Raw genomic sequence first — 20,863 nt, 5'->3', positions numbered from 1 at the left:
GCATCCTGATGGTTTAATGACAAATAAATTCAAAATATCTCATCTATTTTGCAACAGGAGCAAAAATGAAAGCCACGTCGGAAGAACTCGCCATTTTTGTTTCGGTCGTCGAAAGCGGCAGCTTTAGCCGGGCAGCGGAACAATTAGGGCAAGCAAACTCAGCGGTAAGCCGGGCGGTGAAAAAGCTGGAAATGAAACTTGGCGTTAGCCTGCTTAATCGGACCACGCGGCAACTTAGCCTGACGGAAGAAGGCGAGCGTTATTTTCGTCGCGTACAGTCAATTTTGCAGGAGATGGCAGCGGCAGAATCAGAAATTATGGAGACGCGTAATACACCGCGTGGACTGTTACGGATCGATGCCGCAACTCCAGTGGTGCTGCACTTTCTGATGCCGTTAATTAAGCCTTTCCGTGAACGCTATCCGGAAGTCACTTTATCGCTAGTCTCCTCCGAAACGATTATTAATTTGATCGAAAGAAAAGTGGATGTCGCGATACGCGCTGGTACGTTAACGGACTCCAGCTTACGTGCCAGGCCGTTATTTAACAGTTATCGAAAAATTATCGCCTCCCCCGATTATATTTCCCGCTACGGGAAGCCAGAAACGATCGACGATTTAAAGCAACATGTTTGCCTGGGATTCACTGAACCCGCTTCCCTCAATACCTGGCCGATAGCCTGTAGTGATGGACAATTACATGAGGTGAAGTACGGTTTGTCATCCAATAGTGGGGAAACACTGAAACAGCTTTGCCTGAGTGGCAACGGGATTGCGTGTTTGTCCGACTACATGATCGACAAAGAAATCGCTCGCGGAGAATTGGTGGAGTTAATGGCAGATAAAGTGTTGCCAGTGGAAATGCCATTCAGTGCCGTCTATTACAGCGACCGTGCGGTAAGTACGCGCATCCGGGCTTTTATCGATTTCCTTAGCGAGCATGTAAAAACAGCTCCCGGAGGAGTAATGCCGATCAGTTAAGGATCAGTTGACCGATCCAGTGGCTGTGTAAGAATCCGGAAACGCTCACTTGTTTCCGGATTCTTTTATGCACATTGGACAGGCTCTTGATCTGGTATCCCGTTACGATTCTCTGCGTAACCCACTGACTTCTCTGGGGGATTACCTCGCCCCCGAACTCATCTCTCGTTGCCTTGCCGAATCAGGTACTGTAACGCTACGCAAGCGCCGTCTTCCCCTCGAAATGATGGTCTGGTGTATTGTTGGCATGGTGCTTGAGCGTAAAGAACCTCTTCACCAGATTGTGAATCGCCTGGACATCATGCTGCCGGGCAATCGCCCCTTCGTTGCCCCCAGTGCCGTTATTCAGGCCCGCCAGCGCCTGGGAAGTGAGGCTGTCCGCCGCGTGTTCACGAAAACAGCGCAGCTCTGGCATAACGCCACGCCGCATCCGCACTGGTGCGGCCTGACCCTGCTGGCCATCGATGGTGTGTTCTGGCGCACACCGGATACACCAGAGAACGATGCAGCCTTCCCCCGCCAGACACATGCCGGGAACCCGGCGCTCTACCCGCAGGTCAAAATGGTCTGCCAGATGGAACTGACCAGCCATCTGCTGACGGCTGCAGCCTTCGGCACGATGAAGAACAGCGAAAATGAGCTTGCTGAGCAACTTATAGAACAAACCGGCGATAACACTCTGACGTTAATGGATAAAGGTTATTACTCACTGGGACTGTTAAATGGCTGGAGCCTGGCGGGAGAACACCGCCACTGGATGATACCTCTCAGAAAGGGAGCGCAATATGAAGAGCTCAGAAAACTGGGTAAAGGCGATCATCTGGTGAAGCTGAAAACCAGCCCGCAGGCACGAAAAAAGTGGCCGGGACTGGGAAATGAAGTGACAGCCCGCCTGCTGACCGTGACGCGCAAAGGAAAAGTCTGCCATCTGCTGACGTCGATGACGGACGCCATGCGCTTCCCCGGAGGAGAAATGGCGGATCTGTACAGTCATCGCTGGGAAATCGAACTGGGATACAGGGAGATAAAACAGACGATGCAACTGAGCAGGCTGACGCTGAGAAGTAAAAAGCCGGAGCTTGTGGAGCAAGAGCTGTGGGGTGTCTTACTGGCTTATAATCTGGTGAGATATCAGATGATTAAAATGGCGGAACATCTGAAAGGTTACTGGCCGAATCAACTGAGTTTCTCAGAATCATGCGGAATGGTGATGAGAATGCTGATGACATTGCAGGGCGCTTCACCGGGACGTATACCGGAGCTGATGCGCGATCTTGCAAGTATGGGACAACTTGTGAAATTACCGACGAGAAGGGGAAGGGCCTTCCCGAGAGTGGTAAAGGAGAGGCCCTGGAAATACCCCACAGCCCCGAAAAAGAGCCAGTCAGTTGCTTAACTGACTGGCATTACTCCCGGAGGAGCTGTCAGAGAGGCTTAATCCCATTCAGGAGCCAGACCTTCCGGGCTAACCAGGCGGTCGTTGCAATCCAGTGCGGCGATCGCTTTTTTATCTTCGGCATCAAGCTGTAAATTTTGTGCCTTAAGATTACTTTCCAGGTTTTTACGTTTAGTAGAAGAAGGAATTACTGAGTAACCTTCCCCCATAGCCCACGCCAGAATCACTTGTGCCGGAATCGCATTGTGTTTAGCTGCAATACGAGCAATAACCTCATCTTTCAGTGCCTTACCATAAGCCAGCGTCATATAGGAAGTGATATGAATACCGTGCTGTTTAGCCCAGGCAACCACTTTACGGTTTTGCAGATAAGGAGAGAGTTCAATCTGGTTGGTAGCGATGTTTTCAGCGCCAACAGCAGCAATCGCTTTTTCCATCAATGGGATCGTGAAGTTGGAAATACCGATCTCACGCGTCAGCCCTTGTTTTTTGGCTTCCAGCAGCGCCTGCATAAACTCTTCAACAGAGACTTCATCGTTTGGTGACGGCCAGTGGATTAGCGTCAGATCAACATAATCGGTACGCAATTTTTGCAGGCTCTCTTTCAGACTCGGGATCAATTTGTCTTTGCTGAGATTTTCAATCCAGATTTTAGTGGTGATGTAGAGTTCATGACGTGGCACGCCACTTTCTGCAATCGCCTGACCTACTGCGGCTTCGTTATCATAGATTTGTGCGGTATCAATTGCGCGATAACCAAGTTCAAGCGCCGTTTTCACAGATGAAATAACAACGTCGTCTTTCAGACGGAAAGTACCTAAACCAAATGCAGGGATAGCCATAATATGCCTCTTTTAATGCTATTTTCGTTAACTGAGGTGATTATGGGCTTCAGACTGTTGCGGGAAAAGAGCGTAAAACGCAGAGGATTTTTGCGATTCTAGCAATAATAGATATCCAGACGCAAAAAAACATCGAGCGTTAACTCGAGGCTTCTTAATAAGTGGCGGAACGGACGGGACTCGAACCCGCGACCCCCTGCGTGACAGGCAGGTATTCTAACCGACTGAACTACCGCTCCACCGAATTCTTTTACAACCACCGGTTTTATGACCGGCTTACTGCTTAATTTGATGCCTGGCAGTTCCCTACTCTCGCATGGGGAGACCCCACACTACCATCGGCGCTACGGCGTTTCACTTCTGAGTTCGGCATGGGGTCAGGTGGGACCACCGCGCTACGGCCGCCAGGCTAATTCTGTTTTATCAGACCGCTTCTGCGTTCTGATTTAATCTGTATCAGGCTGAAAATCTTCTCTCAATCCGCCAAAACATCTTCGGCGTTGTAAGGTTAAGCCTCACGGTTCATTAGTACCGGTTAGCTCAACGCATCGCTGCGCTTACACACCCGGCCTATCAACGTCGTCGTCTTCAACGTTCCTTCAGGACCCTTAAAGGGTCAGGGAGAACTCATCTCGGGGCAAGTTTCGTGCTTAGATGCTTTCAGCACTTATCTCTTCCGCATTTAGCTACCGGGCAGTGCCATTGGCATGACAACCCGAACACCAGTGATGCGTCCACTCCGGTCCTCTCGTACTAGGAGCAGCCCCCCTCAGTTCTCCAGCGCCCACGGCAGATAGGGACCGAACTGTCTCACGACGTTCTAAACCCAGCTCGCGTACCACTTTAAATGGCGAACAGCCATACCCTTGGGACCTACTTCAGCCCCAGGATGTGATGAGCCGACATCGAGGTGCCAAACACCGCCGTCGATATGAACTCTTGGGCGGTATCAGCCTGTTATCCCCGGAGTACCTTTTATCCGTTGAGCGATGGCCCTTCCATTCAGAACCACCGGATCACTATGACCTGCTTTCGCACCTGCTCGCGCCGTCACGCTCGCAGTCAAGCTGGCTTATGCCATTGCACTAACCTCCTGATGTCCGACCAGGATTAGCCAACCTTCGTGCTCCTCCGTTACTCTTTAGGAGGAGACCGCCCCAGTCAAACTACCCACCAGACACTGTCCGCAACCCGGATCACGGGTCCACGTTAGAACATCAAACATTAAAGGGTGGTATTTCAAGGTCGGCTCCATGCAGACTGGCGTCCACACTTCAAAGCCTCCCACCTATCCTACACATCAAGGCTCAATGTTCAGTGTCAAGCTATAGTAAAGGTTCACGGGGTCTTTCCGTCTTGCCGCGGGTACACTGCATCTTCACAGCGAGTTCAATTTCACTGAGTCTCGGGTGGAGACAGCCTGGCCATCATTACGCCATTCGTGCAGGTCGGAACTTACCCGACAAGGAATTTCGCTACCTTAGGACCGTTATAGTTACGGCCGCCGTTTACCGGGGCTTCGATCAAGAGCTTCGCTTGCGCTAACCCCATCAATTAACCTTCCGGCACCGGGCAGGCGTCACACCGTATACGTCCACTTTCGTGTTTGCACAGTGCTGTGTTTTTAATAAACAGTTGCAGCCAGCTGGTATCTTCGACTGATTTCAGCTCCACGAGCAAGTCGCTTCACCTACGTATCAGCGTGCCTTCTCCCGAAGTTACGGCACCATTTTGCCTAGTTCCTTCACCCGAGTTCTCTCAAGCGCCTTGGTATTCTCTACCTGACCACCTGTGTCGGTTTGGGGTACGATTTGATGTTACCTGATGCTTAGAGGCTTTTCCTGGAAGCAGGGCATTTGTTGCTTCAGCACCGTAGTGCCTCGTCATCACGCCTCGGCCTTGATTTTCCGGATTTGCCTGGAAAACCAGCCTACACGCTTAAACCGGGACAACCGTCGCCCGGCCAACATAGCCTTCTCCGTCCCCCCTTCGCAGTAACACCAAGTACAGGAATATTAACCTGTTTCCCATCGACTACGCCTTTCGGCCTCGCCTTAGGGGTCGACTCACCCTGCCCCGATTAACGTTGGACAGGAACCCTTGGTCTTCCGGCGAGCGGGCTTTTCACCCGCTTTATCGTTACTTATGTCAGCATTCGCACTTCTGATACCTCCAGCATACCTCACAGCACACCTTCACAGGCTTACAGAACGCTCCCCTACCCAACAACGCATAAGCGTCGCTGCCGCAGCTTCGGTGCATGGTTTAGCCCCGTTACATCTTCCGCGCAGGCCGACTCGACCAGTGAGCTATTACGCTTTCTTTAAATGATGGCTGCTTCTAAGCCAACATCCTGGCTGTCTGGGCCTTCCCACATCGTTTCCCACTTAACCATGACTTTGGGACCTTAGCTGGCGGTCTGGGTTGTTTCCCTCTTCACGACGGACGTTAGCACCCGCCGTGTGTCTCCCGTGATAACATTCTCCGGTATTCGCAGTTTGCATCGGGTTGGTAAGTCGGGATGACCCCCTTGCCGAAACAGTGCTCTACCCCCGGAGATGAATTCACGAGGCGCTACCTAAATAGCTTTCGGGGAGAACCAGCTATCTCCCGGTTTGATTGGCCTTTCACCCCCAGCCACAAGTCATCCGCTAATTTTTCAACATTAGTCGGTTCGGTCCTCCAGTTAGTGTTACCCAACCTTCAACCTGCCCATGGCTAGATCACCGGGTTTCGGGTCTATACCCTGCAACTTAACGCCCAGTTAAGACTCGGTTTCCCTTCGGCTCCCCTATTCGGTTAACCTTGCTACAGAATATAAGTCGCTGACCCATTATACAAAAGGTACGCAGTCACACGCCTAAGCGTGCTCCCACTGCTTGTACGTACACGGTTTCAGGTTCTTTTTCACTCCCCTCGCCGGGGTTCTTTTCGCCTTTCCCTCACGGTACTGGTTCACTATCGGTCAGTCAGGAGTATTTAGCCTTGGAGGATGGTCCCCCCATATTCAGACAGGATACCACGTGTCCCGCCCTACTCATCGAGCTCACAGTATGTGCATTTTTGTGTACGGGGCTGTCACCCTGTATCGCACGCCTTTCCAGACGCTTCCACTAACACACACACTGATTCAGGCTCTGGGCTGCTCCCCGTTCGCTCGCCGCTACTGGGGGAATCTCGGTTGATTTCTTTTCCTCGGGGTACTTAGATGTTTCAGTTCCCCCGGTTCGCCTCATTAACCTATGGATTCAGTTAATGATAGTGTGACGAATCACACTGGGTTTCCCCATTCGGAAATCGCCGGTTATAACGGTTCATATCACCTTACCGACGCTTATCGCAGATTAGCACGTCCTTCATCGCCTCTGACTGCCAGGGCATCCACCGTGTACGCTTAGTCGCTTAACCTCACAACCCGAAGATGTTTCTTTCGACTCATCATCGTGTTGCGAAAATTTGAGAGACTCACGAACAACTTTCGTTGTTCAGTGTTTCAATTTTCAGCTTGATCCAGATTTTTAAAGAGCAAATATCTCAAACATCACCCGAAGATGAGTTTTGAGATATCAAGGCAGGTGACTTTCACTCACAAACCAGCAAGTGGCGTCCCCTAGGGGATTCGAACCCCTGTTACCGCCGTGAAAGGGCGGTGTCCTGGGCCTCTAGACGAAGGGGACGTATCAGTCTGCTTCGCAAGACGCCTTGCTTTTCACTTTCTAGCCTCTGACTGCCAGGGCATCCACCGTGTACGCTTAGTCGCTTAACCTCACAACCCGAAGATGTTTCTTCCGACTCATCATCGTGTTGCGAAAATTTGAGAGACTCACGAACAACTTTCGTTGTTCAGTGTTTCAATTTTCAGCTTGATCCAGATTTTTAAAGAGCAAAACTTCGCAGTGAACCTTTGCAGGTACACTCTGAAGTATTTTTTATTTAATCACTACAGAGATGGTGGAGCTATGCGGGATCGAACCGCAGACCTCCTGCGTGCAAAGCAGGCGCTCTCCCAGCTGAGCTATAGCCCCATAACATGTAGTTAAAACCTCTTCAAATTTGCCGTGCAAATTTGGTAGGCCTGAGTGGACTTGAACCACCGACCTCACCCTTATCAGGGGTGCGCTCTAACCACCTGAGCTACAAGCCTGTAGAGGTTTTACTGCTCATTTTCATCAGACAATCTGTGTGAGCACTACAAAGAACGCTTCTTTAAGGTAAGGAGGTGATCCAACCGCAGGTTCCCCTACGGTTACCTTGTTACGACTTCACCCCAGTCATGAATCACAAAGTGGTAAGCGCCCTCCCGAAGGTTAAGCTACCTACTTCTTTTGCAACCCACTCCCATGGTGTGACGGGCGGTGTGTACAAGGCCCGGGAACGTATTCACCGTGGCATTCTGATCCACGATTACTAGCGATTCCGACTTCATGGAGTCGAGTTGCAGACTCCAATCCGGACTACGACGCACTTTATGAGGTCCGCTTGCTCTCGCGAGGTCGCTTCTCTTTGTATGCGCCATTGTAGCACGTGTGTAGCCCTGGTCGTAAGGGCCATGATGACTTGACGTCATCCCCACCTTCCTCCAGTTTATCACTGGCAGTCTCCTTTGAGTTCCCGGCCGGACCGCTGGCAACAAAGGATAAGGGTTGCGCTCGTTGCGGGACTTAACCCAACATTTCACAACACGAGCTGACGACAGCCATGCAGCACCTGTCTCACGGTTCCCGAAGGCACATTCTCATCTCTGAAAACTTCCGTGGATGTCAAGACCAGGTAAGGTTCTTCGCGTTGCATCGAATTAAACCACATGCTCCACCGCTTGTGCGGGCCCCCGTCAATTCATTTGAGTTTTAACCTTGCGGCCGTACTCCCCAGGCGGTCGACTTAACGCGTTAGCTCCGGAAGCCACGCCTCAAGGGCACAACCTCCAAGTCGACATCGTTTACGGCGTGGACTACCAGGGTATCTAATCCTGTTTGCTCCCCACGCTTTCGCACCTGAGCGTCAGTCTTCGTCCAGGGGGACGCCTTCGCCACCGGTATTCCTCCAGATCTCTACGCATTTCACCGCTACACCTGGAATTCTACCCCCCTCTACGAGACTCAAGCTTGCCAGTATCAGATGCAGTTCCCAGGTTGAGCCCGGGGATTTCACATCTGACTTAACAAACCGCCTGCGTGCGCTTTACGCCCAGTAATTCCGATTAACGCTTGCACCCTCCGTATTACCGCGGCTGCTGGCACGGAGTTAGCCGGTGCTTCTTCTGCGGGTAACGTCAATGAGCAAAGGTATTAACTTTACTCCCTTCCTCCCCGCTGAAAGTACTTTACAACCCGAAGGCCTTCTTCATACACGCGGCATGGCTGCATCAGGCTTGCGCCCATTGTGCAATATTCCCCACTGCTGCCTCCCGTAGGAGTCTGGACCGTGTCTCAGTTCCAGTGTGGCTGGTCATCCTCTCAGACCAGCTAGGGATCGTCGCCTTGGTGAGCCGTTACCCCACCAACAAGCTAATCCCATCTGGGCACATCCGATGGCAAGAGGCCCGAAGGTCCCCCTCTTTGGTCTTGCGACGTTATGCGGTATTAGCTACCGTTTCCAGTAGTTATCCCCCTCCATCAGGCAGTTTCCCAGACATTACTCACCCGTCCGCCACTCGTCAGCGAAGCAGCAAGCGCTTCCTGTTACCGTTCGACTTGCATGTGTTAGGCCTGCCGCCAGCGTTCAATCTGAGCCATGATCAAACTCTTCAATTTAAAAGTTTGATGCTCAAAGAATTAAACTTCGTAATGAATTACGTGTTCACTCTTGAGACTTGGTATTCATTTATCGTCTTGCGACGTTAAGAATCCGTATCTTCGAGTGCCCACACAGATTGTCTGATAAATTGTTAAAGAGCAGTTGCGACGCAGCTTTCAGCTCACTGTCGCGAGGTGGCGTATATCACACTTTCCTATTTCAGAGTCAACCCTGAATTTCAGGATTTTTTCTCTTCAACCGAACCGGCTGTTTGTGTGAAGTGATTCACATCCGCCGTGTCGATGGAGGCGCATTATAGGGAGTCGGCTCAGGAAGACAAGCGGAAAAATGCATTTTTATTTCAACCGTTCATCTTTTAATCATTGCGCCGGTTTTTGCTGCTTTTTTATCGCTTGCGGCAGGTCTGCCAGGCTATTTAACACCCAATCTGCCGCGTTTTCTGCTTCAGGTGTAATAGGTTTACCCGTACGCACCAGCACTTTTGTTCCCACGTTCGCCGCAACCGCTGCCTGCATATCTTCTAATTTATCGCCCACCATATAAGAAGCGGCCATATCAATATGCAAATAATCGCGTGCTGACAAAAGCATCCCCGGATGTGGTTTGCGGCAATCGCAGACCTGGCGAAACTCTTCAACACTCCCCTGCGGATGATGCGGGCAATAATAGATACCATCCAGATCGACATCTCGGTCCGCCAGCGACCAGTCCATCCACTCGGTCAGCGTTTCAAACTGTGCTTCGGTAAATTTACCGCGAGCAATGCCAGACTGGTTGGTTACTACCACCAGCGCAAAGCCCATTTTTTTTAGCTCGCGCATGGCGTCAATAACACCGTCGATAAATTCAAAGTTGTCGATCTCATGGACATAGCCGTGATCGACATTAATGGTGCCATCACGGTCAAGAAAAATTGCGGGTACGCTCTTCGCCACCTTTTATAGCTCCTTAATAAGGCATGGGACGCTAGTATCGCATGTTTCGACCTGCAAGAAAGTGCTCTTCGCATAAACCTGATTGATTTAGACGTCTGGATGCCTTAACATCCATTTCATTGACGGCGTTGCCCGTTTCAGGCATTCGAGATGCTACGACTAACTTAATGACGATAATAAATAATCAATGATAAAACTTTCGAATATCACCAAAGTGTTCCACCAGGGCACCCGCACCATCCAAGCGTTGAACAACGTCAGCCGGCATGTGCCAGCTGGACAAATTTATGGCGTTATCGGTGCCTCAGGCGCGGGTAAGAGTACGCTTATACGTTGTGTAAACTTGCTGGAGCGCCCAACCGAGGGTAGCGTGCTGGTCGATGGCCAGGAATTGACCACGCTGTCAGAATCCGAGTTGACCAAAGCTCGCCGCCAGATTGGTATGATTTTCCAGCATTTTAACCTGCTCTCTTCGCGTACTGTTTTTGGCAACGTGGCTCTGCCGCTGGAGCTGGACAACACACCGAAAGACGAGATCAAACGTCGCGTGACGGAATTGCTGTCATTGGTTGGTCTTGGCGATAAGCATGATAGCTACCCGTCGAATCTTTCCGGTGGGCAGAAACAACGTGTGGCGATTGCCCGTGCATTAGCCAGCAATCCCAAAGTATTGCTGTGTGATGAAGCCACCAGCGCGCTGGACCCGGCAACGACACGTTCTATTCTCGAACTGCTGAAAGACATTAACCGCCGTCTGGGTTTGACGATTCTGTTGATCACCCACGAAATGGACGTTGTGAAGCGCATTTGTGATTGCGTGGCGGTCATCAGCAATGGAGAACTGATCGAGCAGGACACGGTAAGTGAAGTGTTCTCGCATCCGAAAACGCCGCTGGCGCAGAAGTTTATTCAGTCGACCCTGCATCTGGATATCCCGGAAGATTACCAGGAACGTCTGCAAACGGAGCCATTTACTGACTGCGTGCCGATGCTGCGTCTGGAGTTTACCGGTCAATCGGTCGATGCCCCACTGCTTTCTGAAACCGCGCGTCGTTTCAACGTCAACAACAACATTATTAGCGCGCAGATGGACTACGCCGGTGGCGTTAAATTCGGCATCATGCTGACTGAAATGCACGGCACACAACAAGATACGCAAGCCGCCATTGCCTGGCTGCAGGAACACCATGTAAAAGTAGAGGTACTGGGTTATGTCTGAGCCGATGATGTGGCTGCTGGTTCGTGGCGTATGGGAAACGCTGGCAATGACCTTCGTATCCGGATTTTTTGGGTTTGTGATTGGTCTGCCGGTTGGCGTTCTGCTTTATGTCACGCGTCCGGGGCAAATTATTGCTAACGCGAAGCTGTATCGTACCGTTTCTGCGATTGTGAACATTTTCCGTTCCATCCCGTTCATTATCTTGCTGGTATGGATGATTCCGTTTACCCGCGTTATTGTCGGTACATCGATTGGTTTGCAGGCAGCAATTGTTCCGTTAACCGTTGGTGCAGCACCGTTTATTGCCCGTATGGTCGAGAACGCTCTGCTGGAGATCCCAACCGGGTTAATTGAAGCTTCCCGCGCAATGGGTGCCACGCCAATGCAGATCGTCTGTAAAGTGCTGTTACCGGAAGCGTTGCCGGGTCTGGTGAATGCGGCAACTATCACCCTGATTACCCTGGTCGGTTATTCCGCGATGGGTGGTGCAGTCGGTGCCGGTGGTTTAGGTCAGATTGGCTATCAGTATGGCTACATCGGCTACAACGCGACGGTGATGAATACGGTACTGGTATTGCTGGTCATTCTGGTTTATTTAATTCAGTTTGCAGGCGACCGCATCGTCCGGGCTGTCACTCGCAAGTAACGTTCAACACAACATAAATAATTGAAGAAGGAATAAGGTATGGCGTTCAAATTCAAAACCTTTGCGGCAGTGGGAGCCCTGATTGGATCACTGGCACTGGTAGGCTGCGGTCAGGATGAAAAAGATCCAAACCACATTAAAGTCGGCGTGATTGTTGGTGCCGAACAGCAGGTAGCAGAAGTCGCGCAGAAAGTTGCGAAAGACAAATATGGCCTGGACGTTGAGCTGGTAACCTTCAACGACTATGTTCTGCCAAACGAAGCATTGAGCAAAGGCGATATCGACGCCAACGCCTTCCAGCATAAACCGTACCTTGATCAGCAACTGAAAGATCGTGGCTACAAACTGGTCGCAGTAGGCAACACTTTTGTTTATCCGATTGCTGGTTACTCCAAGAAAATCAAATCACTGGATGAACTGCAGGATGGTTCGCAGGTTGCCGTGCCAAACGATCCAACTAATCTTGGTCGTTCACTGCTGCTGCTGCAAAAAGTGGGCTTGATCAAACTGAAAGATGGCGTTGGCCTGCTGCCGACCGTTCTTGATGTTGTTGAGAACCCAAAAAATCTGAAAATTGTTGAACTGGAAGCACCGCAACTGCCGCGTTCTCTGGACGACGCGCAAATCGCTCTGGCAGTTATCAATACCACCTATGCCAGCCAGATTGGCCTGACTCCGGCGAAAGACGGTATCTTTGTCGAAGATAAAGACTCCCCATACGTAAACCTGATCGTAACGCGTGAAGATAACAAAGACGCCGAGAACGTGAAGAAATTCGTCCAGGCTTATCAGTCTGATGAAGTTTACGAAGCAGCAAACAAAGTGTTTAACGGCGGCGCTGTTAAAGGCTGGTAATTTTTAGGCTGTTTCCACAATTTGTAATATCATTCAGGACGGGCGCTTGCCCGTCTTGTCATTTTTACAAGCTCCTGATTCAATATTGACGTTTTGATCATACATTGAGGAAATACTATGCGTGCTTTACCGATCTGTTTAGTAGCACTCATGCTAAGCGGCTGTTCCATGTTAAGCAGATCCCCTGTCGAACCCGTTCAAAGCACTGCACCCCAGCCGAAAGCGGAGCCTGCAAAACCGAAAGCGCCGCGCGCCACGCCGGTCCGAATTTATACCAATGCAGAAGAATTAGTCGGCAAACCGTTCCGCGATCTCGGTGAAGTCAGTGGCGACTCTTGCCAGGCCTCTAATCAGGACTCTCCGCCGAGCATTCCAACCGCACGTAAGCAGATGCAAATCAATGCCTCTAAAATGAAAGCCAATGCTGTATTACTGCATAGCTGCGAAGTCACCAGCGGTACGCCGGGCTGCTATCGTCAGGCTGTATGTATCGGCTCTGCGCTTAACATTACGGCGAAATGAGCAGTTTCCAGTTCGAGCAAATAGGCGTTATTCGCTCGCCCTATAAAGAAAAATTCGCCGTTCCGCGCCAGCCAGGTCTGGTAAAAAGCGCCAACGGCGAACTGCATCTCATAGCTTCCTACAACCAGGCCGACGCCGTTCGCGGCCTGGAAGCATTCAGCCATTTATGGATCCTTTTCGTCTTTCATCAAACGATGGAAGGCGGCTGGCGTCCGACTGTGCGTCCACCGCGCCTCGGCGGTAACGCCAGAATGGGGGTTTTCGCAACACGCTCTACTTTCCGCCCTAACCCAATTGGCATGTCGCTGGTAGAGCTGAAAGAGGTTGTTTGCCATAAAGGCAGCGTGATTCTGAAGCTCGGCAGTCTGGATCTGGTCGATGGTACGCCGGTAGTGGATATCAAACCGTATCTCCCCTTTGCCGAATCGCTTCCCGATGCCAGTGCCAGCTATGCGCAAAGTGCGCCAGCTGCAGAGATGGCGGTGAGTTTTACCGCAGAGGTCGAAAAGCAGCTTTTGACGCTGGAGAAGCGTTATCCGCAGTTAACGCTGTTTATCCGCGAAGTACTGGCGCAGGACCCGCGCCCGGCCTATCGTAAAGGTGAGGAAACGGGCAAAACCTATGCCGTCTGGCTACATGATTTTAACGTTCGCTGGCGCGTCACCGACGCAGGTTTTGAAGTCTTTGCGCTGGAACCGCGTTAAATTCACGCCCTTCTCTTTTGACATTTCTTTTGCACTGGTAAACTAAATCACTTTTTTTGTCCCAGGCTCGCCTTGAGCCTGTTCTACCTTCCAACTGGAACCGTAACAACATGCGTACTAGCCAATACCTGCTCTCCACTCTCAAGGAGACACCTGCCGACGCCGAGGTGATCAGCCATCAGCTGATGCTGCGCGCCGGGATGATCCGCAAGCTGGCCTCCGGGTTATATACCTGGCTGCCGACCGGCGTGCGCGTTCTGAAAAAAGTCGAAAACATCGTGCGTGAAGAGATGAACAACGCCGGTGCGATCGAGGTGTCGATGCCGGTGGTTCAGCCAGCCGATTTGTGGCAAGAGAGTGGTCGTTGGGAACAGTACGGTCCGGAACTGCTGCGTTTTGTTGACCGTGGCGAGCGTCCGTTCGTACTCGGCCCAACTCATGAAGAAGTTATCACTGACCTGATTCGTAACGAGCTTAGCTCTTACAAACAGCTGCCGCTGAACTTCTATCAGATCCAGACCAAGTTCCGCGACGAAGTGCGTCCGCGTTTCGGCGTCATGCGTTCCCGCGAATTCCTGATGAAAGATGCTTACTCTTTCCATACTTCTCAGGAATCCCTGCAGGAAACCTACGATGCAATGTATGCGGCCTACAGCAAAATCTTCAGCCGCATGGGGCTGGATTTCCGCGCCGTACAGGCCGACACCGGTTCTATCGGCGGCAGCGCCTCTCACGAATTCCAGGTGCTGGCGCAGAGCGGTGAAGACGATGTGGTCTTCTCCGACACCTCTGACTATGCAGCGAACATTGAACTGGCAGAAGCTATCGCGCCGAAAGAACCGCGCGCTGCTGCTACCCAGGAAATGACGCTGGTTGATACGCCGAACGCGAAAACCATCGCGGAACTGGTTGAACAGTTCAATCTGCCGATTGAGAAAACGGTTAAGACTCTGCTGGTTAAAGCGGTTGAAGGCAGTAGCTTCCCGCTGGTTGCGCTGCTGGTGCGCGGTGATCACGAGCTGAACGAAGTTAAAGCAGAAAAACTGCCGCAGGTTGCAAGCCCGCTGACTTTCGCGACCGAAGAAGAAATTCGTGCTGTGGTTAAAGCCGGTCCGGGTTCACTGGGTCCGGTAAACATGCCGATTCCGGTGGTGATTGACCGTACCGTTGCGGCGATGAGTGATTTCGCTGCTGGTGCTAACATCGATGGTAAACACTACTTCGGTATCAACTGGGATCGCGATGTCGCTACCCCGGAAGTTGCAGATATCCGTAACGTGGTGGCTGGCGATCCAAGCCCGGATGGCCAGGGTACGCTGCTGATCAAACGTGGTATCGAAGTTGGTCACATCTTCCAGCTGGGTACCAAGTACTCCGAAGCACTGAAAGCCTCCGTACAGGGTGAAGATGGCCGTAACCAAATCCTGACGATGGGTTGCTACGGTATCGGGGTAACGCGTGTGGTAGCTGCGGCGATTGAGCAGAACTACGACGAACGCGGCATCGTATGGCCTGACGCTATCGCGCCGTTCCAGGTGGCGATTCTGCCGATGAACATGCACAAATCCTTCCGCGTACAAGAGCTTGCTGAGAAACTGTACAGCGAACTGCGTGCACAAGGTATCGAAGTGCTGCTGGATGACCGCAAAGAGCGTCCGGGCGTGATGTTTGCTGATATGGAACTGATCGGTATTCCGCACACTATTGTGCTGGGCGACCGTAACCTCGACAACGACGATATCGAATATAAATATCGTCGCAACGGCGAGAAACAGTTAATTAAGACTGGTGACATCGTCGAATATCTGGTGAAACAGATTAAAGGCTGATGCCAGAAAGGGTCCTGAATTTCAGGGCCCTTTTTTACATGGATTGTATAAAATGGATAAACCAAAGGCGTACTGCCGCCTGCTTCTCCCCAGCTTTCTTTTACTTTCGGCTTGTACCGTTGATATCAGCCAGCCAGACCCATCAGCCACAGCAGTAGATGCCGAGGCAAAAACATGGGCTGTCAAATTCCAGCATCAAAGCTCTTTCACCGAACAATCAATAAAAGAAATAACGGCACCTGATCTCAAACCCGGCGATTTGCTGTTCTCCTCAAGCCTTGGGGTAACCTCATTTGGAATCCGCGTCTTCAGCACTTCCTCTGTGAGTCACGTTGCAATCTTTCTGGGTGATAATAACGTTGCAGAAGCGACAGGCGCTGGCGTCCAGATTGTTTCCCTTAAAAAAGCGATGAAGCATAGTGATAAGCTTTTCGTCTTACGAGTCCCGGATCTTACCCCGCAACAAGCCACAGATATCACCGCGTTTGCCAATAAAATCAAAGATAGCGGTTATAACTATCGCGGCATTGTCGAATTTATTCCCTTTATGGTGACTCGCCAGATGTGCTCACTGAATCCGTTCTCCGAGGATTTTCGCCAACAGTGCGTCAGCGACCTGGCGAAAGCGCAGTTAAGCAGTGTGTGCGAAGGAGACAAAAAGTCGTGGTTTTGTTCGGAATTTGTCACTGATGCATTTGCCAAATCCGGGCATCCACTTACACTGGCGCAATCGGGCTGGATTAGCCCTGCCGATCTGATGCATATGCGTATTGGTGATGTCTCTGCGTTTAAGCCAGAAACGCAGTTACAGTATGTTGGGCACCTGAAGCCTGGGATTTATATCAAGGCGGGTCGCTTTGTTGGGCTGACTCAGTGATAAAGCCAGCCTCGTGCACAAAATGCCGGATGCGGCGTAAACGCCTTATCCGGCCTACAAAATCGTGCTAATTCAAAATGTTGCATTATATGCTGTAGGCCTGATAAGCGCAGCGCATCAGGCAATTTTGCGTTTGTTTCTGCCTTAAGCAGGTTTACTGCCCCAAACTACTGCAATCCTTATTCGGGTAAAATTTACCCGCCGTATCGGGCGCTAATACTTTGGTTGGCGCACCAGTATCCGGATTAGCCTCAAGCGTAAAGTGACCTTCTACTGACAGTAACACCGGTTTTTCACTGTGACCGCGCGCAGCCAGGTAGCTACGCTCCAGCTCTGCGTTATTCGCTACCATGAAACGTTTTCCGGTCGCGCAATCAGTGAAGGTCGCCGCATCAGCCATATAAAAATACATGCCTCGCAGGGTCATCGGCGTCATAGGTAAACTGGATTGTGCCGGTTCCAGCGTATAGTTGAACTGCGATTCAATTGGATTGCCTTCACGATCGAGCATCTCCAGCGCATCGCCTTTCGCCCGATAATATGACTTTTCACCTTTGCTGTCGGTTAATACCAGCTTGTCAGCGGTTCGCGCCCATGTACCGTAGGAAGCGAAGGAGGAAGGTTCTTCACGAGCACCGAGATAACGCTCATTCATCACCCATGTTCCGTCTTTTTCGAGGAACAGAGAGATTTCGATTCCTTCGCAATCGGCACACGGTAGCACGCCGCGCCAACTTTGCGGCATCGGTTTCAGTTCGGCAGCCTGCGCCGGAGAAAGCGTATCGACTTCGGCCCGATTATTACATCCCATCAGAGTAAAGAGGCTGATTACAGCCATCGCTGTCACTATCGCTTTTTTCACCATCCATTCCTTCTTTTTATTCCCGACCGCTGCGTACTTTGCCGCGCATCGCCTTCACGCTTGATTTTTGTGCTTTCGATGCCAGCCTGCGCTCTTTCGATGCACGGGTGGGCCGCGTGGGTCGTCGGGCTTTTTGTTCTTTTGTTAAATCTTTAATCACTGCCACCAGCCGGGCCAGAGCGGCTTCGCGGTTCAGTTCCTGACTGCGGTATTCCTGTGCCTTAATGACAATCACGCCATCACTGCTGATCAAATGATGGCTGGCGGCGAGCAGACGCTCTTTGTAATACTCTGGCAGGCTGGACGCCCGAATGTCAAAACGCAGATGAATAGCCGTTGAGGTCTTATTAACATGCTGCCCGCCAGCGCCCTGCGCACGAATGGCGGTGATCTCAAGCTCACCATCGGGAATAGCAACATGTCGGGAAATCACAATCATGAAGGTTGTTGCCAGGCGGTTAAGTTAACTTCCAGATTATTCTTATCATCCGATAACCAGATAACACCATCCTGAATCGTTGCCTGCAGCGTCATGGTACGATCGGCAAAGGCGCTTACTTTCGCCAGTTGTTCATCGTCCAGATACCAGACGGAAAGATTGGCAAACTGCACACATTTGCTCTGATTTTGCTGCCACCAGATTTGCGCCGCCCGACTATTATAGGTAAACAGCGCCACTTCTGCGGCCTGGGTGCAGGCTTTCTTAATTCGTCGCTCATCCGGCAGCCCCAGCTCAATCCACAAATCAATGCCCAGGTGATCGTTACGCAGCCACGCTTCCGGCTCATCATCGGCACACAAACCACGGGTAAATTGCAGACGTTCATCAGCATATTTCAGCCACGCCAGCAAGCGCAGCATCATACGCTCCTGGGTTTCTGAAGGGTGGCGCGCCAGCGTCAGAGAGGCATCGAGAAACTGGTTGCGGTCGAGATCGGCCACATTAACCGTCGCTTTATAAATTGTCGCTTTAAGCGCCATAAGAAAACTCCTTTCGAATCAGGAGGCCATTGTAACGGAATACGTGCAGTTGCGGCGCTGATATTGCAGAAATGAGTGTGGTATAGTCACCTTGCGAAACAGAGTTTATCTTCGTAGGCTTAGACTTGCATCCACGGTTAAGTCAGAGTGCTGACAGGAGGGCATGTGGAAAAATATTGTGAGTTAATACGCAAGCGGTACGCGGAAATCGCCAGCGGAGACTTAGGATACGTTCCGGACGCGCTGGGCTGCGTTTTGAAAGTGCTGAATGAAATGGCTGCCGACGACGCCCTTTCTGAGGCTGTCAGGGAAAAAGCAGCATACGCTGCGGCAAACTTACTGGTGAGCGATTATGTCAATGAATGATACGTATCAACCAATTAATTGTGATGATTACGATAATCTTGAGCTCGCCTGCCAGCATCATTTAATGCTGACACTTGAGCTGAAAGATGGCGAAAAATTGCAGGCAAAAGCCAGTGATTTAGTCTCCCGCAAAAATGTGGAGTATCTGGTCGTCGAGGCCGCTGGCGAAACCCGCGAGCTGCGTCTGGATAAAATTACCAGCTTTAGCCACCCTGAAATCGGTACGGTGGTGGTAAGCGAATCCTGATTGACTTTCGCCGGATGCGACGTTTGATGCGTCTTATCCGGCTTTCACTTAACTAAGCGTTTTCTGCCAGACAAAACTTACGCCATTCTCACCTTCAGCCACACCTTCTTGCGTCACAAATACCCCTGCCGCCGCAATCAGCGTTTCTCCATAAAACAGCAGTGGCGTGGTGTCACGTAGCCACGGCGGCACGCCTAACTCTTGCCAGATTTTCTTCAGCTTACGTCCGCCGTTGCGCCCGACAATATGCAGCAATCCTGGCGCTTTGAAACGCACGCTGACCGCTTCGTCTGCACGCGGAGGGCGAATATCGCCTCCCGCAGTAAGCTGTACGGTTCCCAGCCCCGCCGGTAATTCCAGCGGTTGTAGCCACGTCTGCCACAGCACAATGGTTTCGCTTTGCCCGGTGATGGATTTAATCCACCACAGTTGCGACTGATAGCGGCGGATTTCAAAGGCGCCCAAACGTAAACAGGGGGAAGCATCTTCCCGCGCCAGCGCCACTTCCTGCCAGATGCGCACCAGCGCGTCGCGGGAAGGCATCGGTGCATTCTGCCCTGCCAGCCAGCGGCGAATAATCGCCGCGCGACGGGCATCACTCATCGCCAGCATTGGCGCAATCTGCAGCGTCCCCTGCGACGTTTGGCAGTGTGCTAAATCATCCGCCAGCAGTTCATCCAACAGACTCTCTTGTTCAGCACAAAGTGTGGCGCTGCGGGCCGTTGCTTCCGCAAAATGCGGCCAACGCTGCTGCAATAACGGCACTACGCGCAGGCGCAGAAAGTTACGATCGTATGAGTCGTCCTGATTACTTTCGTCTTCAATCCAGCGTAAACCATGCGCCAATGCCCACTGCTCCAGTTCCCCCCGCGTGCGGGCAAGCAACGGGCGGATAAGCCGTGTTCCAGCAAACTCCGAAACTTCCGCCATAGCCGAAAGCCCGGCAGGGCCGCTACCGCGTTTTAGCGCCAGCAGAAAGGTTTCACATTGATCGTCGAGATGTTGCGCGGTGACCAGCACTTCGCCGGGCAATAGGGTACGGGCAAATGCCTGATAACGTGCCTGCCGCGCCTGGGCCTCAATCCCCAGCCCCTCTTGCGCAAGTTGTACGCGTTCGACCACCAGCGGCACCTGCCACTGTTGGCAGACGTTTTCGCAATGCGTAACCCAGGCATCGGCATTGGCACTTAAACCGTGATGCACATGAATAGCGCGCAGAGTGACGCCCGGATTTTCCGTCCGCCACTGCACCAACTGATGCAGCAGAACGGTGGAGTCAAGCCCGCCGCTAAAGGCCACCAGAATCTGGCGTGAGGTGAGAAGTTGTCTATTGAGCGTGAGTGTCATGATGGTGCGATTTTACAGTAGCAATGCCCGGCACGTTACCGGGCAAATGCGGCGATGACAAGCCTTACTGCTCATACAGTTCCAACGGCAGCCCGTCCGGATCGTTAAAGAAGGTGAAGCGTTTTTGCGTGTATGGATCGACACGGATGGCTTCACACTTCACGTTATGGCTTTCAAGGTGCGCCACTGCCGCATCGATGTCATCAACGCTAAAAGCCAGATGACGCAGGCCGCAAGCTTCCGGTCGGCTGGGGCGCTCCGGCGGGAACGGAAAAGAGAAAAGCTCAATCACATATTGCCCATTAAGCGCCAAATCCCCTTTCCACGAGTCGCGCGCTTCGCGATAGACTTCGCTTTGCAGCGTGAAACCAAGAATATCGCAGTAGAAAGCTTTGCTCACCGCATAATCCGTCGCAATAATCGCAATATGGTGAACCTGTTTTAAACCCAGCATAACGTCTCCTTTATTTGTTAACAGCACGTTACTCGCCCGGAAGC

Annotated in this window: 18 protein-coding genes, 4 tRNA genes, 3 rRNA genes and 1 other annotated feature; of the genes, 11 read left to right on the top strand and 14 right to left on the bottom strand. The window is 51.6% G+C overall.

Annotation, left to right across the window (positions count from 1 at the left end):
• The first annotated feature begins 65 nt into the window (after nucleotides 1–65).
• Both yafC and SF0193 read left to right on the top strand, forming a co-directional pair.
• Nucleotides 66–980, top strand: coding sequence for a LysR family transcriptional regulator (gene yafC, locus SF0194; RefSeq protein NP_706149.1), 915 nt, complete (start codon nucleotides 66–68; stop codon nucleotides 978–980).
• Nucleotides 963–2,390: a mobile genetic element, on the top strand. It overlaps the preceding gene by 18 nt.
• Complete coding sequence (locus tag SF0193; protein NP_706148.1) at nucleotides 1,030–2,376, top strand: insertion sequence IS4 transposase InsG; 1,347 nt, start codon at nucleotides 1,030–1,032, stop codon at nucleotides 2,374–2,376. (Overlaps the previous feature by 1,347 nt.)
• Nucleotides 2,391–2,414: 24 nt before the next feature.
• Here the strand turns inward: SF0193 and dkgB are convergent.
• The 9 genes from dkgB to yaeD form a co-directional block, all read right to left on the bottom strand.
• On the bottom strand, nucleotides 2,415–3,218 hold the full coding sequence (dkgB, locus tag SF0192; RefSeq protein ID NP_706147.1) for a 2,5-diketo-D-gluconate reductase B: 804 nt from the start codon (nucleotides 3,216–3,218) through the stop codon (nucleotides 2,415–2,417).
• A 162-nt stretch (nucleotides 3,219–3,380) separates the two neighbouring features.
• A tRNA-Asp gene (locus SF4441) sits at nucleotides 3,381–3,457 on the bottom strand.
• A gap of 52 nt (nucleotides 3,458–3,509) precedes the next feature.
• Nucleotides 3,510–3,628 (bottom strand): 5S ribosomal RNA (gene rrfH, locus SF4440).
• Nucleotides 3,629–3,722: 94 nt separating this feature from the next.
• A 23S ribosomal RNA gene (gene rrlH / locus SF4439) occupies nucleotides 3,723–6,626 on the bottom strand.
• Between the two features lie 193 nt (nucleotides 6,627–6,819).
• Nucleotides 6,820–6,895, bottom strand: a tRNA-Glu gene (locus SF4438).
• A gap of 272 nt (nucleotides 6,896–7,167) precedes the next feature.
• Nucleotides 7,168–7,243 (bottom strand) — tRNA-Ala (locus SF4437).
• Nucleotides 7,244–7,285: 42 nt separating this feature from the next.
• Nucleotides 7,286–7,362 (bottom strand) — tRNA-Ile (locus tag SF4436).
• A gap of 68 nt (nucleotides 7,363–7,430) precedes the next feature.
• A 16S ribosomal RNA gene (gene rrsH, locus SF4435) occupies nucleotides 7,431–8,971 on the bottom strand.
• The 16S, 23S and 5S rRNA genes sit together here with 4 tRNA genes alongside, the layout of an rRNA operon.
• A gap of 363 nt (nucleotides 8,972–9,334) precedes the next feature.
• Nucleotides 9,335–9,910, bottom strand: coding sequence for a D,D-heptose 1,7-bisphosphate phosphatase (gene yaeD / locus SF0191; protein ID NP_706146.1), 576 nt, complete (start codon nucleotides 9,908–9,910; stop codon nucleotides 9,335–9,337).
• 187 nt (nucleotides 9,911–10,097) lie between these two features.
• Between yaeD and metN the strand changes: the two genes are divergently transcribed.
• The 7 genes from metN to yaeF all read left to right on the top strand — a co-directional run bounded on the left by metN (nucleotide 10,098) and on the right by yaeF (nucleotide 16,562).
• Nucleotides 10,098–11,129 carry a DL-methionine transporter ATP-binding protein gene (gene metN, locus SF0190; RefSeq protein NP_706145.1) on the top strand — a complete coding sequence of 344 codons (1,032 nt, stop codon included), beginning with the start codon at nucleotides 10,098–10,100 and terminating at the stop codon, nucleotides 11,127–11,129.
• A complete protein-coding gene (gene yaeE / locus SF0189; protein NP_706144.1) occupies nucleotides 11,122–11,775 on the top strand; it encodes a DL-methionine transporter permease in 654 nt (217 codons plus the stop codon). Before metN ends, yaeE begins: the two co-directional genes overlap by 8 nt.
• A 39-nt stretch (nucleotides 11,776–11,814) precedes the next feature.
• Entirely contained in the window at nucleotides 11,815–12,630 is an 816-nt protein-coding gene (gene metQ, locus SF0188) for a DL-methionine transporter substrate-binding protein (RefSeq protein NP_706143.1), read from the top strand.
• Nucleotides 12,631–12,747: 117 nt separating this feature from the next.
• Entirely contained in the window at nucleotides 12,748–13,152 is a 405-nt protein-coding gene (gene rcsF / locus SF0187) for an outer membrane lipoprotein (protein ID NP_706142.1), read from the top strand.
• Nucleotides 13,149–13,856, top strand: coding sequence for a hypothetical protein (gene yaeB / locus SF0186; protein NP_706141.1), 708 nt, complete (start codon nucleotides 13,149–13,151; stop codon nucleotides 13,854–13,856). Before rcsF ends, yaeB begins: the two co-directional genes overlap by 4 nt.
• A gap of 110 nt (nucleotides 13,857–13,966) precedes the next feature.
• Nucleotides 13,967–15,685, top strand: a complete 1,719-nt coding sequence (gene proS, locus SF0185) for a prolyl-tRNA synthetase (RefSeq protein ID NP_706140.2) — start codon at nucleotides 13,967–13,969, stop codon at nucleotides 15,683–15,685.
• Between the two features lie 52 nt (nucleotides 15,686–15,737).
• Nucleotides 15,738–16,562, top strand: coding sequence for a hypothetical protein (gene yaeF / locus SF0184; protein ID NP_706139.2), 825 nt, complete (start codon nucleotides 15,738–15,740; stop codon nucleotides 16,560–16,562).
• Between the two features lie 154 nt (nucleotides 16,563–16,716).
• Here the strand turns inward: yaeF and cutF are convergent, their stop codons facing one another.
• From cutF to yaeQ, 3 genes are read right to left on the bottom strand one after another with little or no spacing between them, the layout of a single operon-like run.
• Entirely contained in the window at nucleotides 16,717–17,427 is a 711-nt protein-coding gene (cutF, locus tag SF0183) for a copper homeostasis and adhesion lipoprotein (RefSeq protein ID NP_706138.1), read from the bottom strand.
• Nucleotides 17,428–17,440: 13 nt separating this feature from the next.
• The gene (yaeJ, locus tag SF0182; RefSeq protein ID NP_706137.1) at nucleotides 17,441–17,863 is read right to left on the bottom strand and encodes a hypothetical protein; all 423 of its coding nucleotides are present in this window, start codon (nucleotides 17,861–17,863) and stop codon (nucleotides 17,441–17,443) included.
• Nucleotides 17,860–18,405, bottom strand: a complete 546-nt coding sequence (gene yaeQ / locus SF0181; protein ID NP_706136.1) for a hypothetical protein — start codon at nucleotides 18,403–18,405, stop codon at nucleotides 17,860–17,862. Before yaeQ ends, yaeJ begins: the two co-directional genes overlap by 4 nt.
• A 147-nt stretch (nucleotides 18,406–18,552) precedes the next feature.
• Between yaeQ and yaeP the strand changes: the two genes are divergently transcribed.
• Nucleotides 18,553–18,771, top strand: a complete 219-nt coding sequence (yaeP, locus tag SF0180; RefSeq protein ID NP_706135.1) for a hypothetical protein — start codon at nucleotides 18,553–18,555, stop codon at nucleotides 18,769–18,771.
• Nucleotides 18,758–19,018 (top strand): Rho-binding antiterminator, encoded by a 261-nt coding sequence (gene yaeO / locus SF0179; RefSeq protein NP_706134.1) that lies wholly within the window; start codon nucleotides 18,758–18,760, stop codon nucleotides 19,016–19,018. The genes yaeP and yaeO overlap by 14 nt, the downstream gene beginning before the upstream one ends.
• 48 nt (nucleotides 19,019–19,066) lie before the next feature.
• On the opposite strand, the gene tilS is transcribed toward yaeO, so the two are convergent.
• Together tilS and yaeR are read right to left on the bottom strand one after the other, a co-directional pair.
• Entirely contained in the window at nucleotides 19,067–20,365 is a 1,299-nt protein-coding gene (gene tilS / locus SF0178; RefSeq protein NP_706133.1) for a tRNA(Ile)-lysidine synthetase, read from the bottom strand.
• Nucleotides 20,366–20,429: 64 nt separating this feature from the next.
• A complete protein-coding gene (gene yaeR / locus SF0177) occupies nucleotides 20,430–20,846 on the bottom strand; it encodes a hypothetical protein (protein ID NP_706132.3) in 417 nt (138 codons plus the stop codon).
• Nucleotides 20,847–20,863: the final 17 nt, after the last annotated feature.

It is taken from the genome of Shigella flexneri 2a str. 301 (assembly GCF_000006925.2).
Classification (GTDB): Bacteria; Pseudomonadota; Gammaproteobacteria; order Enterobacterales; family Enterobacteriaceae; genus ECMA0423.
The sequence above is the reverse complement of the archived record's forward strand: the minus strand, read 5'-3'. Positions and strand labels throughout refer to the sequence as shown.

Bases quoted from the DNA above. Each gene is read 5' to 3' on its own strand.
- yafC (NP_706149.1), top strand. From the start codon at position 66: ATGAAAGCCACGTCGGAAGAACTCGCCATTTTTGTTTCGGTCGTCGAA.
- dkgB (NP_706147.1), bottom strand. From the start codon at position 3,218: ATGGCTATCCCTGCATTTGGTTTAGGTACTTTCCGTCTGAAAGACGAC.
- metN (NP_706145.1), top strand. From the start codon at position 10,098: ATGATAAAACTTTCGAATATCACCAAAGTGTTCCACCAGGGCACCCGC.
- yaeE (NP_706144.1), top strand. From the start codon at position 11,122: ATGTCTGAGCCGATGATGTGGCTGCTGGTTCGTGGCGTATGGGAAACG.
- metQ (NP_706143.1), top strand. From the start codon at position 11,815: ATGGCGTTCAAATTCAAAACCTTTGCGGCAGTGGGAGCCCTGATTGGA.
- rcsF (NP_706142.1), top strand. From the start codon at position 12,748: ATGCGTGCTTTACCGATCTGTTTAGTAGCACTCATGCTAAGCGGCTGT.
- yaeB (NP_706141.1), top strand. From the start codon at position 13,149: ATGAGCAGTTTCCAGTTCGAGCAAATAGGCGTTATTCGCTCGCCCTAT.
- proS (NP_706140.2), top strand. From the start codon at position 13,967: ATGCGTACTAGCCAATACCTGCTCTCCACTCTCAAGGAGACACCTGCC.
- yaeF (NP_706139.2), top strand. From the start codon at position 15,738: ATGGATAAACCAAAGGCGTACTGCCGCCTGCTTCTCCCCAGCTTTCTT.
- cutF (NP_706138.1), bottom strand. From the start codon at position 17,427: ATGGTGAAAAAAGCGATAGTGACAGCGATGGCTGTAATCAGCCTCTTT.
- yaeJ (NP_706137.1), bottom strand. From the start codon at position 17,863: ATGATTGTGATTTCCCGACATGTTGCTATTCCCGATGGTGAGCTTGAG.
- yaeQ (NP_706136.1), bottom strand. From the start codon at position 18,405: ATGGCGCTTAAAGCGACAATTTATAAAGCGACGGTTAATGTGGCCGAT.
- yaeO (NP_706134.1), top strand. From the start codon at position 18,758: ATGTCAATGAATGATACGTATCAACCAATTAATTGTGATGATTACGAT.
- tilS (NP_706133.1), bottom strand. From the start codon at position 20,365: ATGACACTCACGCTCAATAGACAACTTCTCACCTCACGCCAGATTCTG.